The following is a 13,757-nucleotide window of genomic DNA, read 5'->3' as shown; positions in this document are numbered from 1 at the left end:
AACTTTTTAAACCTTTCCGCAAAAGAACTTCAAAAAATCCGTATTTTTATATCATTAATTAAAAAATATTTTTAACAATTCTTTTTAAATTGTTTAAAAATAAACAATTTGTATTCTATAATATCAAACTAAAAAAGAAATGAAGCCAGATGTATTTCAAGCACCAGATTATTACAATTTAGATGATTTACTTACAGAAGAGCATAAATTGATTCGAGAAGCTGCTAGAGATTGGGTTAAACGAAATGTATCTCCTATTATTGAAGAGTATGCTCAAAAAGCAGCATTTCCAACTCAAATTATAAAAGGTTTGGCAGAAATTGGTGCTTTTGGGCCTTATATTCCAGAAGAATATGGTGGATCTGGTTTAGATCAAATTTCATACGGATTGATTATGCAAGAAATAGAACGTGGCGATTCTGGTATACGCTCTACTGCTTCTGTGCAATCATCTTTAGTAATGTATCCTATTTATAAATATGGTAATGAAACGCAACGTAAAAAATATTTACCAAAATTAGCTTCTGGAGAATGGATGGGTTCTTTTGGCTTAACAGAACCTAATCATGGCTCTAACCCTGGTGGAATGGAATCTAATTTTAAAGATAAAGGTGATCATTTTTTACTTAATGGCGCAAAAATGTGGATTTCTAATGCCCCTTTTTGCGATATTTCTGTAGTTTGGGCTAAAAACGAAGAAGGTAGAATTCATGGTTTAATTGTAGAACGTGGTATGGAAGGTTTTTCTACACCAGAAACTCACAATAAATGGTCTTTAAGAGCTTCATCTACAGGAGAGTTAATTTTTGATAATGTAAAAGTACCTAAAGAAAATTTATTACCCAATAAATCTGGCTTAGGTGCGCCTTTAGGTTGTTTAGATTCTGCACGTTATGGAATTGCTTGGGGTGCTATTGGTGCTGCTATGGACTGTTATGATACTGCTTTAAGATATTCTAAAGAACGTAAACAGTTTGGTAAACCCATTGGTCAGTTTCAATTACAGCAAAAAAAATTAGCAGAAATGATTACAGAAATTACCAAAGCACAATTATTAGCTTGGAGGTTAGGTACTTTAAAAAATGAAGATAAAGCCACTTCTGCACAAATATCTATGGCTAAACGTAACAATGTAGAAATGGCCTTGAAAATAGCTAGAGAAGCAAGACAAATGTTAGGTGGAATGGGGATTTCTGGTGAATACTCTATAATGCGACATATGATGAATTTAGAAAGCGTAGTAACCTATGAAGGAACACACGATATTCATTTATTAATTACTGGACTAGACATTACTGGTTTAAATGCATTTAAATAGATTTATAACATATAGCTTTTACTTTTACCTTGTTTTTGTATCTTTTTCTTGCAGAAATAACTCTGCAACCGAAATTATTGAAGATGAAGTTTTTGAAGAAATTATTAATGAAAAAATCAATATGCTGTCTTTAGGAGATAGCTATACAATTGGTCAAAGTGTATGTTCAACTTGTGGTTTTCCAGAACAACTTAGAGATTCTTTACAACAAAGACATAATGAGGTTGAGTTTAACTTAAAAGTAATTGCCAGAACTGGATGGACTACCAGAAACCTTATAAACGCAATTGATAACGAAGAATTATCAACCAATTTTGATTTGGTTACTCTATTAATTGGAGTGAATAATCAATATCAAAAGTTGCCTTTTTCAACTTTTGAAACAGAATTCCCTCAACTTATTCAAAAAGCAATAGCATCTGTAAATTCCAATACATCAAAACTTATTGTTTTATCCATTCCTGATTATGCGTTTACACCTTTTGGAAATGGTAACACAAGTATTTCAAGCGAAATTCAAAAATATAATACGCACATCAAAAATTTTTGCCTAACTAATAATATCACTTTTATAAATATTACAGATATTACACAAGCTGGTTTAGAAAATCCAGAGTATGTTGCAAGTGATGGCTTACATCCTTCTAAAGAAGCTTATACAGAATTTGTAAAGCTACTGCTACCTTTATCCACCCAAAAACTTGGATTGTAATTTTATCATTTTTAGATAAATATCTCCTAAAACGTATTCGTTAATAATTATGGTTTATATGACATTTGACAGGTTTTTTACAAAGCCTGTAACCTAATTTTGTGATATTAATTATGTGATAACATGAAACTAAACACGATGCAAGAATCTAGAAAAGACATTATTCAGTTTATTAACCTACAATTAGCTTCATTAGGTCAACCTACCTTTAAAGATCCTACAGGTAAATTCTTAGATCCAAAATTCGAGAAATTAACAAGCGGACTCATAAAAAGTTTACAAGAAAAATCGAGATTATTATCCAGTCATCTCTCTCCTGTAGATAGCAGAATACAAAGTTTTATAGATGATTATTTAAAAGAAATAAAAATAGATAAAAACATAACAATACCCAACAATACTCTAATTTTATCAAAAGCAGGGCAAGCAAGGGAAGTAAGTTTACCACCAAATGGTAATTCTTTTAAAAGTGATTTAGTTACATCTAGCAGATTAAAACAAGGTATTTTAAACAATCCTTTACACGATAAAAGAACTACAAAAGGCACGTTTCATATTGTTGAAGGAAGTTTACCTGTACCATTAGATAAGTTTGAAGTGCCAAAAGTAGTTTTTGCTCACTTTTTAAATGCTGCATTTAATCCTGCTGACGATTTAAAAGTGCTACCATTTACTGCAAACCAAAAAGATAATGCAAAAGTGATGGTTTCTATGCTGTTAAGACCAACAGTTTGCCCAGAGGTAAAAGGCATTATTCCTGAAAAATCATTAGAAGTTCGCTTTTTTGCACCTGGTAATTTGGTAAGTAATTTAGATTTTGTTGAAAGTATTTTTGGTAATGCTGGCGATCCAACCATTGCACAAAATGACGCTGCTCTAGATACAGAACATTGGACAGGCCATACAGGTTGTATAGTTTTAGCACCACAATTATTAAAACTAAAGAAAAAAGAGGTAGGCTTACCACATTTTGATAATGCTACAGAACGTCAGAAAAAAGACGGAATGTGCTGGACAGATGAAAACGAATTATACAATAATGGTGGGGCATTTAAAATTACCTGTAGAGATGAACGAGGAGTGGTTATTACCTTAATTGCTGATAACTACTATGGATATTCTAAAAAAGAAATTAAAACTCAAATTAGCTATTCTGCTAACTTATATGGGTTAGTAGAAGAAGAACATGCTGGTGGTGCAATTGCCTATGCAAGACGAGTTATGGGCGATACTGTAAACGGAAAAGATTATTTTAGGTATTATGGTTTAGATCATACATTTGAAAATGTAAAAACTTTATTGGCAGATCGTATTGATGTAAAACCAGAAAATTATGCAATCGATAAAAACTACCCTAATATAGTTTACATTCCTGAAACAGCTTATTTTGATATCAATAAAAATAATATTAGTTGGGAGTATAAAGGCACACAACAAGAATTAAGATTGTCTCCTTTTAAAACCTACATTCATCCTTCAGGAAATAAATTGCGTTTAGAAAAACATCCTCAAAATAAATTATGGCGCATTGTAGAAACCTATCCAGAAGGTGTTTTCTGTCATAAACCTTGCACTGTTTCTGGTGGTGGTAAATCTGAGATTTCTAAATCAATGCAAAATGCAATTACTTATAGCAACTTCAACATTCATAATATAGAAGAAGATTTTAAGAAAGCAGATGAAATTATAGAGTTCAATTACTCAACAAGATGGAAAGATAAAACCATTGACAGACCATTATCTAGATCTTTTTTAAGTGAAAAAAGAACCTTAGGCTCTGTGGTTAAATTATTAACACCATCTGAAGAAAATTCTGATGAGTTTAACGAGTTTATTAGCAATATTCCTGTACACGTTCGTTCTTTAGTTTTATTGGTAAAACGTATGTTTAGACAGGCTCATGGTGCCAATTTAAATTGGAAAGACATGATGTCTGTTGAAATTATTAATGGCGCAAAAGGTACATCATTACTATACAACAACACTGCTGTTGTTGGTAGTTACGTTCGTATAGGATTCAATCAACAAGGCAATTGGATGTTGAATAAATTACGTTCGGATTTTTCGGCAAGTGAAAAAATTCAGACAGAAGATGACATTTCTGCATCAATAACTTTACCTAGAAATCAGTTTAAAGATTTAAACCCAGAATTTGACAACCCTAGTGTAAAAGTAGTTACAAACTGTGAAGCACATTTGTTTCAAAGACCAGATGAAGCAATTGTAAGAGGGTATGATAAAGGCGCTGAATTAGATATTATTTCTGATGGAAGATTTTTAACTAACTACGAAAAGTTAACTAAACAAGATGCTATAGCTATTTATGAAGACACCATTAATTTTGATAAATACACAGAACCTGTTAAAGATTTTATCTTAGAAATTATTAAGAGTGATGATGAAGATATTCAATTTGTATTGCCTTCTCACCCAAGAATTATTGAAGATGGTTTACCCACTAAAAACCCACGTTATTTAGAACCTAATAAATTTGATAAAGAAAATGAAGCTTCATACATTTCAGATATTGGAGTTCGTTTAACGAGAAAAATAAAACAAGAAGACCCTGTTATTCATGTGGTTAATGCTGTTTTACCTGGTAGAAGAAATAATCCTGCAGATAAAGCTAACGGAATTAGACCTTTGGCAGTGTATAACCCAATTCACTACCAAGAAACTCCAGAATTATTTATGGACTTTATCTGTAGTTTAACAGGTAAATCGCCATCAACAACTGGTGCTGGCTCTGAAGGTGCATTAACAAAAGCCCCTTTTAACATGTTAACACCTACTTCTGATTTAAATAACGCGTTATTATCTCATATTTTAACAGCTTCTAATGGATTTAGCACAGCAGCTGGCCATATTGGTTCAGAAAACAAAATAGATCATGATGTGAGTTTATTGATTCCTGAAATTTGGGCAAGAATGACTCCTCAAGATAGAGATCCAAAGAATCTAATTAAAAACGGTTCTTTAGAAAAATTAGAAGATTTTGAATACGAAGGGCAAAAAGTGTTAGCAAGTAGATTAGGGTATAGAATTACAAAAAAGTTTGATTTATATTGTTTAAATAGAATTTTTGATGAGCCTACAGCAGTGTTTAGCGAACGTATGTTAAAACCAGAATTACAAAGTTTAGAAGATTTTGTAGACGGAATTAACAACATTGTAGAAGCCCAGCAAAAAGTAGCCGTAAACTATTTTGAAGATGGTAGTATAGCAGATGCAATACCACCACTACAAATTTTATTACACATTATGGCTTATGGAAATTATGAAGGTAAAGATATAAGCGACCCAGAATTACGTGAATATTTTAACAGAGATTATGTTTTAAATAGCGATTGGTATCAACAACGTTTAGCGTTAAAACAAGAAAAAGATATTGCTTTTTACAAACGTCAAATAGCATATTTAACGCGTTTTATAGAAAACCCAAACAACGCAACTTTGGTTAATGAAATGAACATTGAAAATCGTTTACGTAACGTAAAAGCACTTTATGAAAAAGTAACATCAAAAGCATATTTAGATAGTTTAAAAGGCACTATAGGTGCAGATCCTTTATGCAAAAGGAAGAGTAGTTTTTAATAATACTGAACGTTTTAACAGCTAATTAAAGATTGAAGGGCATCAAATAAATTGATGCCCTTTTTTTATGCTAATTTTATATTAGTAAGAAATTTTATTAGTAAGAAACACGAAAAGATCCTTCTGTAATAGCGTGTGCTACAGTTGTACTTGCAACAGGTGTGGCATTAAAATTAAAAGTACCCGATATTATTTTTGCGGAAGTATCATGACTTGTAATCGTTATTTTGCCAACCGCTTCATAAGTATTACCTAAATCATCTGTATATGATCCTGTAGGATAGGTTTGGTTGCTAAAACTACCAAAATCATATTCACCTGGTGTAATGGTCTCATTAAAATTAAAAGTAATGGTTTCTGTTAAAGTTTTATTGGCATTAATATTGATTAAATTTTTAGTTCCAATAGTAATTGAACTGGCAAATAAACTTATTTCTTGATAAACTACACCATCTACCTTTGCTGCAAAACTGTCTTCAAAAACTGGTTGTGTACTTATAGGTATATTGCTAAAACTTCCGTTTGAAAAAGCCTTAGAACTCTCCAATACATCATTTTTTCCAATAAAACTAAACGTTCCTGAAACTGTATTATTTACAAAATTAATATCTGTAAATGTAATATTACCTCTACTTGAAGTTTCTCCAAAAGTGGTCCAAACCCCAGCTGAAACAGGATCATTTTGAATATAAGATGCTGTATTATTTATACCTTCAAGACTAAAACTCCCAATAGCAAAACCTTCTACACTTAAAGTAAACACCTCTCCAGAATCTGTTTTTATTGCATTGATTGCTATATGATCTCCATCAGTAGTAAAATTAGCCTCTGTTGTTGTAAAAAGTTCACCATCAATTATCACTTCAAAAAAAGCATTATTTTCAGATGGTGGAAAAAAAATTCCATTCTCTTCACAAGAATTTGTAGCAAAAACAAAACAAAGTAATACAAGAAAATAGTGAATACGCTTCATAGCTTATGATGTAAAAAGCAAAAGTAAGAATATTAATGATGTAAATAAACTTGTGCTACATAATTTAAGAGGCAGCCTCTAATAATATATGTGGACATCTTTTACAATTAATACCTTTTTTCTTGTATTTCTGGCAACATTTACTTTTTGGTTTTATACAGTTAGTAAAGCAAGTAGTATCGAAACTTAGTACTTTTTCTAATTGAATTGTAGGTTTTTTTGCTGTATAAAAAACAATCATATTGTAGTTTTATGTTGCAAATATAATCGTTTATTTAGAATAAATAAAAATAAAACATCAAAATCTATTAAAATAAACAGGCTGTCTGAAAAGTAGATCTATATGTCATTTTTAGCGAAGTCGAAAAATCTAACTATATGATGATCATAAATTAAGATTTCTCTATTACAATCTAAATGACAGGGATTTTATACTTTTTAGACAGCCTATTTTAATAAATATTTGGCTTTTTTAGTACTTTAAAAATTTCTTATTCGTGATTTTTTGATTTGAGTGAATTTGAATCATATACCAACCATTAGGCAACTCAGAAACATTTATAAAGTTATCAAAACTATTAATCTGTTTTACTTTTTGCCCATTGATGTTGTAAATGGTTAAACTTGTAATAGACTCCGAAGATTTTAAAAACAAATTATCCCTTACTGGGTTTGGATATACAATTATGCTACTGTTTGCGTAATTTATATCTGTAATATTTAATGTGGTATCAAACTCATAAGCACCCAAATCTATAGTAGAATTTATTATTCTAGTATTACCAGAAGCATCTAAAGAACCGTATAAACTAGAATTGTAAAATGAATTAGTTGCCTGATCTACAACAGCTACTGAAGATAATGTAGGTCTATAATTAGCATCTAAATTAGGATTTGCTGTGTTTATATTAAAAGCATCTCCATCTATATTTGCTGTAAAAGGAGTTGTTGTTGGTGCTATACAATTATCAATATCTAAATCTCCAAAATTTCCTTCTGCTTGTTTAGAGTTATCAAAAACAACATAGCTTACAACAGAAGTATTGTAAAAATTATTGTAAAATATTGAATTATAAACCTCTACCTCATTTTCTAACGATCCTGAAGAACTGATGTTGATTAAATGTTTAATTGTAGATGTTGAAAAATCGTTTTTATTGTTAACAAAAGTTGAATTTAAAATAGTTGTACTCATTTTTGATGTACCTGTTTCTCTAAACCAAATGGCTCCAAAATCTGAATTGTATTGATTATCAGTAAATTCAAAATTTACGAATTTAAAATTAATAGGTGTATTACTAGCTGAACTTTGAAATAAAGCCACACCCTTATTCAGTAAATTCCCTTTTATAGCTACGTTGATAAATTGAATATCATCTGTAAAATATCTATAATCCATCAACATTCCGTTACCAGAATAATTGTTTCTAATAATACTATTCTTTAACGTAAAATAAGAAGTATTATACGTTGTTGGAAAATAAATAACAGGGTTACTACCACTAGGTTTATGAGCACTTTCTAAAATAAATCCATCAAGGGTTACGCTGTTTGTATTAACAGCCATCAATTGCTCTAAATTATCGACTTTATTAGCAGCAAAATCGCCAGCAATATCATCTTTGTTTACATCACCAGAAATAATGGTAGCATTTGTTGAATATATTAATGACATATCTCTATCATTTTCATCGGTTTCAGTACCATCAAAACCACCAATAATTTGCACATTATTATCACTAATAGTATACCCTCCTTTTGTTGGGTAATAGGTTCCTGCTTTTACATATACTTTACCTCCAGGCGCTAAACTAGGATCGTTTAAAGCATCGTATATAGAACTGTAAGCATCTGCCCAAGATGTACCCTCTTGATTTACGGGTGCTGCAGCATCTACAAATATTGCTGCTACTAGTGTTGGTAGCGATAGACTTGCAATATCTGCAGGACCATGAAACATGGCTGTATTTGCATGTTGTATAGCCCCTAAGCCAATGCTTGTTCCACTAGAATAGGTTCTACTATTTTGAAAACAATCAGTAGTTGGAAAATCAGATAAATTATAAGCTGAACCGCCCATGGTTCCATTTTGTCTGTATGCAGCTATAGGTTCAAAATTTCCTGCAGAAATGTCTACAAAAGGGTTTGATGGCAAATAAACAGAGTTTGGTACATCATAAACTGGTGTAAAATCTCTTGCATTTGTATTACCAACAGAAATACCTGCAGATCCTATGGTTGTAGACCCTATATATTCTGTAGTTCCTGAATTGTTATAATATATGTTGTTGTACCAAGCACCACCAACACTACCAGATGTTTTTTCTAAACGAATACAACTAGCCACAGCAACTGCTGCACCTGTACCTTCTTGATTTAAAGAAAGTGTGTTATTTAAAAAATGTACACTTACACCTTGTGCTCCGTTAGAAATAAATCTTGCTACACTACCAGATCTACCAGCATCTATAACCTTGTTTGCAATAAATAAATTGTTAGCAATAAAAATGGCATCATAATCTCGAAGTCCTCGATATTCAAAAGCGAACCCTACTTGCGATACATTTTCATCAACAATACTGTTTAATAAAGAAAACGTTTTTAGAGGATTTGATGAAGAACCTCCAACCTCATAAGACCAAACATCAAAAGCAGGCCTAGTGGCAGCATAGTTTCTAGAAAAACGACAATTTAAAAGTGTAATTTCTTTTTGAGTATAGTTTACTGTACTTGGGTGACTGTATAATGCACTACCTCCATGAGCATTTACAAAATTGATACGATTTATTGTTATTCTTTCATTTACATGAACTAAAGTTGAACCACTAACTGTTATGGGTTCAATTTGTAAAATACGGCTTGCATTATCGCTTTTAAACAATGAATTTACACGAGGTAATTCGTCTAAATCATCTCCGTTAATATCTCCAGATAAATAGACAGGATGTAACCAAGGATCAGTACTTCTATCGGCTTTTGTGGCTTCTGTACCCACAAAACCACCGTAAATATTAACACCATATTTATTTAAAAACGGAGTTGAAGCATCTACAGTTGTGTAAGTTCCTTCTGCAATCCAAATTTCTGCACCTGCAATATTAGTATTGTTTAAGGCATCGTGTAAAGATGTATATGCATTTGCCCAACTGGAGCCATCATTAGTTCCTGAGGCATCTAAATCTACATAAACTATGGTTTGTGCGTTAGAAAAACTTAATATAAAAAAGGAAAATAAGAGTAATGTTTTTTTCATTGTAGTTAAGATTAAAATTAATTATCAACCACAAAATAACAGTATCAAAAAAGGTTTTCAATTTGCTTTTTTCTGAATAGCTCTAATTTCTTTCTAAATAAAAATTACATAAACGTTTCTTTAATGACCTCTAAAAATTGATCATGTTTAGATTTTGAAATTGGAATACGTTTTTGATTATTCATTAATAAATAATCTCCACTATCTTTAACCAATTCATCTACATACTTTAAGTTGATTAAATACGACCTATGACATTTAAAAAACATGGCATTTTTTTCTAGCTGATCTACAAAATGTTTTAAAGGTTTACAGATAGTTTTTTGTTTACCATTAACCAACTGAACGTTAGTATACATTCCATCTGCTTCAAAATAAATGATATCATTATGAGATGCAAACATAATTCCTTTAGGAATTTCTAAAGCTATTTTATCTACAGACAACTGTTTTAAAGACTTGCGTAATTTTTTAAGTTGTTCGCTAAGATTACTAGCTTTTATAGCTTTTTCTGATTTTGCAACTGCTTCTTTAAGCTCGTCAATATCTATAGGTTTTAAAAGATAATCTATAGCAGAAAGCTTAAAAGCTTCAATAGCATATTGGTTATAGGCAGTTACAAAAATGATTTTAAAATCGATTTGATTTGGGAAATATTCTAAAATTTCTAATCCAGATTGATTTGGCATTTCTATATCTAAAAACACCAAATCTGGTTTTATAGTTTTAATTAAATCTACACCAGACACTAAATCTTGTGCTTCAAAAATACTAGAAATATTTTTACAATGTTCTGTTAACAAACTCAAAAGCAAATGCCTTGCTCTTTTTTCATCATCTATTATTATTGCTTTCATAAGTATTTTGGTATTGACATTTTAATAATGACTTTTGTTCCTGTTGCTTCTTTATTTTTATTATAAAGATCAATTATTTTAACGCTAATCTCTTTTTTTAACTTTGTTTTGTACAAGTACACACGTTCTTCGTTAGCTTTTGTGGCAAATGATTTATGCTGATGATTTGACTGCTTTATTTCTTGAGACTTGATACGTCCAATGCCATTATCTTCTATAGTAATTTCTAAAATAGTATCCGATTTTTTTTTGATAATTACTTGCAGTTTTCTATTGTTTGATTTGTGCAACAACCCATGTTTTAAAGCATTTTCTACATAAGGCTGTATAAATAAAGGAGGTACTTTTATGTTTTTAGTATTTACCTGTTGTTCTGTTTGAACCCTATATTCTAGTTCGTCTTCAAAACGAATTTTTTCTAACTCTAAATACAGTTTCAAGGCGTTTAATTCTTCTTGCAATGTAATTTCGTTTTGCTGACTGTAATCTAGATAAATTCGTATTAATCTACTAAATTTAACCAAATAAGAACTTGCTAAATCTTTTTTGTTAGATATGATATAATCTTGAATAGAATTTAACGCATTAAAAATAAAGTGCGGATTCATTTGAGAACGTAAATTTTCTAAACGCAAATGCGTAATTTTTTTATCGATTAAAATTTTATCAATTTCAATGTTTCGCTTTGCTTCTTTACGTTTTGAACTCCACCAAAAATACAACCAAATAGAGGTAAAAATAATGAGCAGTATTATTAGATAAAACCACCAACTTTGCCAAAAAGGTTTGCTAATTATAAAAGAAATAGAAGGTGCATAAACTGCTTTTTTAGCACTTATATTTTTAGCTTTTAACTCAATTTTGTGTTTTCCACTAGATAAACTATTAAAATTAATTGTTTGTGTGTTTAAGGGAATCTGATGCCAACTTGTATCAATAGATTTTATACGATATTGATAAGCTACGTGTTTATTACTTTGAAAGCCATTTGAGTTAAAATGCACCCCTATTCTATTAAAATTAAAAGGTAGTTTATATTGGGGTTTTACCAATGTATCTTTATCATTAATAATTATTTTCTTTATAATTACCTTGGCTGTTTTAAAAGTCTTAAACAAACCTTTTTCTTTTGGAAGTACATAAAATGATTTTGGCAAAGTAATAACAATATAATCTTTGAGAATCAAAAAATTATTTACAGCTGTATTAATTCCGTCTTGAGCGTTTAATAATTTAAAGGTATTTGTTAAGGTATTGTGTTGATATAAACCAGTATCTGTAGAAATCCATAAATAATCTCTATCAGATTTTATTGCATTTATTTGTACATTTTTTGGCAACCCCAATTTTACTTGGGTTAAAGTATCATTTGTTAGTTTTAAAAAACCATTATGTTGTGTTGTTAACCAAACTGTATTTGCAGATTTAGTTATAGCATTTACTAGTAAACTTTTTTCATTTATTTTAATTTCTTTCTGATTAAATGTATCTAAATCGTATTGAAAGAAACCATTAATATAAGCCACTAAAAGAGATGATTTATAAACTATAGATGTTTTTACTCTATTAGATCCTAAAATCTTTTTTTCTTTGAGTTTAAATGGATTGTTATAAAGTATGCCTTCTTTATAATTCCCATAAAATAATAACGTATCATTTATTTTAGAAAAAGTTTTAGCCACAGAAAATCTAGAACCTGTATCTGTAATTTTATAATTTTTTAAGTTAATTGTAAAAGATTCAGTAGCGTTTATACTAACAATTAACTGTTCTTTTTGTGTATCAAAAAAAAGTTTACCAACTATTTTTTTACTAGGTAATTGAATGGTTTTAAATTGTTTTTGAGTATTATAAAAAAATAATTTACCATCATTAGTTCCTAAAACAAACTCATTATTATTTAAATTACAAGAGGCTGTAATTTTAAAAACTAAAGACTTTAAATTAACCTGACGTATGTTTAAATTAGGAGATACAAATACACCATTATCTAATGTTGTAAACCAATAGTTATTATTAAAATCTATTTCTACATCTGTAATAGATTCGTTTTTAAATATATGGTCTTTAAAAACTAGTTTATAATTTTTAAGTTGATAAATATAGACACCAGAAGTTGTTAAAAACCAGTAATTACCTTTAAAATTTAAAAGATTATAAATAGTTTTATCTTTTAATTCATTTGGCGTAATTAATTTTTGTTTTGTTTTCTTATCCTTATTGATAATATATAGTACATTATCATTATTAATTTTATGGGTAAAAAATACATGATTTTTAAATCCAAATAGTTTTGGAGATTGAATATTCTTAAAACTTTCAATTTTTACAATATTAGTGCCTAATAGATTATCAATTTTAAAAGTAATATTATTGTTTAAATCATTCTCAGAATTAACAACAAACACATAATTCATTTGCTCATCATTGGCATTGCTAATGCATAAACCATCAGATATTTTTATTGGTTTTCTTGTAATTTTATCAATATCATAAATACCTGTTGTGGTAAACAAGCGTATAGTTTTTAAATTTATTACATATCCAAAAAGTTGTCCTTTAGCAAACTGACTTGCATCATAAAACAACTGTAATTTATTGTTTTTTACGTAAAATAGCTGTCCATAAAGATTGTTACACCATAATTGCCCTAAGTGATCTAACTTTAGTTGAAAGAGTGAGTTTGATTTTTGTTTTGGATGACTAAAGCGTTTGTATGATTTTCCATTGTAACGATACAAACCCTTATTAGCAGCTAACCAAATGTATTTTTGTGCATCTTCTTTAACATCATAAAACTCAACATCTGGCAGATTAGAGATTTTATTCATCTCTTCTATTACTGGGTTTTGAGAAAAAACAGTTGTAACAAAAAAGGCCGCAAAAAAAACGATATAAAATTTAATATAATACATGGAATACATAGCATCAAAAAGCAAACTTAATACATAAATAATAAGCTAGAATTTGTTTTTGCTAAATACCTTAATTTTTTTTCTAAAAAAAAAACGTTAAAAAATAATTTGTAAACACTTAAAACCTAATAATTG

7 protein-coding genes are annotated in these 13,757 nt (G+C 29.6%); 3 read left to right on the top strand and 4 right to left on the bottom strand.

Translation table 11 applies throughout. The annotated features are described in order from the left end of the window. Positions 1 to 139: 139 nt before the first annotated feature. The 3 genes from SJY27_RS12160 to SJY27_RS12150 all read left to right on the top strand — a co-directional run bounded on the left by SJY27_RS12160 (position 140) and on the right by SJY27_RS12150 (position 5,624). Positions 140 to 1,318: an acyl-CoA dehydrogenase family protein gene (locus SJY27_RS12160; RefSeq protein WP_397445117.1), complete on the top strand. Its 1,179-nt coding sequence runs from the start codon at positions 140 to 142 to the stop codon at positions 1,316 to 1,318. Then, positions 1,305 to 2,030: an SGNH/GDSL hydrolase family protein gene (locus tag SJY27_RS12155; protein ID WP_397445116.1), complete on the top strand. Its 726-nt coding sequence runs from the start codon at positions 1,305 to 1,307 to the stop codon at positions 2,028 to 2,030. Before SJY27_RS12160 ends, SJY27_RS12155 begins: the two co-directional genes overlap by 14 nt. A gap of 123 nt (positions 2,031 to 2,153) precedes the next feature. Beyond that, positions 2,154 to 5,624: a hypothetical protein gene (locus SJY27_RS12150; protein ID WP_397445115.1), complete on the top strand. Its 3,471-nt coding sequence runs from the start codon at positions 2,154 to 2,156 to the stop codon at positions 5,622 to 5,624. A 97-nt stretch (positions 5,625 to 5,721) separates the two neighbouring features. On the opposite strand, the gene SJY27_RS12145 is transcribed toward SJY27_RS12150, so the two are convergent. The 4 genes from SJY27_RS12145 to SJY27_RS12130 all read right to left on the bottom strand — a co-directional run bounded on the left by SJY27_RS12145 (position 5,722) and on the right by SJY27_RS12130 (position 13,538). After that, a complete protein-coding gene (locus tag SJY27_RS12145) occupies positions 5,722 to 6,597 on the bottom strand; it encodes a DUF6252 family protein (protein WP_397445114.1) in 876 nt (291 codons plus the stop codon). A 472-nt stretch (positions 6,598 to 7,069) separates the two neighbouring features. Then, entirely contained in the window at positions 7,070 to 9,850 is a 2,781-nt protein-coding gene (locus tag SJY27_RS12140) for a T9SS type A sorting domain-containing protein (protein ID WP_397445113.1), read from the bottom strand. A 104-nt stretch (positions 9,851 to 9,954) separates the two neighbouring features. Then, positions 9,955 to 10,707 (bottom strand): LytR/AlgR family response regulator transcription factor, encoded by a 753-nt coding sequence (locus tag SJY27_RS12135; RefSeq protein ID WP_397445112.1) that lies wholly within the window; start codon positions 10,705 to 10,707, stop codon positions 9,955 to 9,957. Next, a complete protein-coding gene (locus tag SJY27_RS12130) occupies positions 10,704 to 13,538 on the bottom strand; it encodes a histidine kinase (protein ID WP_397445111.1) in 2,835 nt (944 codons plus the stop codon). The genes SJY27_RS12135 and SJY27_RS12130 overlap by 4 nt, the downstream gene beginning before the upstream one ends. Positions 13,539 to 13,757 lie beyond the last annotated feature (219 nt).

It is taken from the genome of Polaribacter sp. R77954, from assembly GCF_044595335.1.
Taxonomy (GTDB): Bacteria; Bacteroidota; Bacteroidia; order Flavobacteriales; family Flavobacteriaceae; genus Polaribacter.
The sequence above is the reverse complement of the archived record's forward strand: the minus strand, read 5'-3'. Positions and strand labels throughout refer to the sequence as shown.

What these genes read in the sequence shown, in the direction of transcription:
- SJY27_RS12160 (WP_397445117.1), top strand. Translation starts at nt 140, where the DNA reads ATGAAGCCAGATGTATTTCAAGCACCAGATTATTACAATTTAGATGAT.
- SJY27_RS12155 (WP_397445116.1), top strand. Translation starts at nt 1,305, where the DNA reads ATGCATTTAAATAGATTTATAACATATAGCTTTTACTTTTACCTTGTT.
- SJY27_RS12150 (WP_397445115.1), top strand. Translation starts at nt 2,154, where the DNA reads ATGAAACTAAACACGATGCAAGAATCTAGAAAAGACATTATTCAGTTT.
- SJY27_RS12145 (WP_397445114.1), bottom strand. Translation starts at nt 6,597, where the DNA reads ATGAAGCGTATTCACTATTTTCTTGTATTACTTTGTTTTGTTTTTGCT.
- SJY27_RS12140 (WP_397445113.1), bottom strand. Translation starts at nt 9,850, where the DNA reads ATGAAAAAAACATTACTCTTATTTTCCTTTTTTATATTAAGTTTTTCT.
- SJY27_RS12135 (WP_397445112.1), bottom strand. Translation starts at nt 10,707, where the DNA reads ATGAAAGCAATAATAATAGATGATGAAAAAAGAGCAAGGCATTTGCTT.
- SJY27_RS12130 (WP_397445111.1), bottom strand. Translation starts at nt 13,538, where the DNA reads ATGAATAAAATCTCTAATCTGCCAGATGTTGAGTTTTATGATGTTAAA.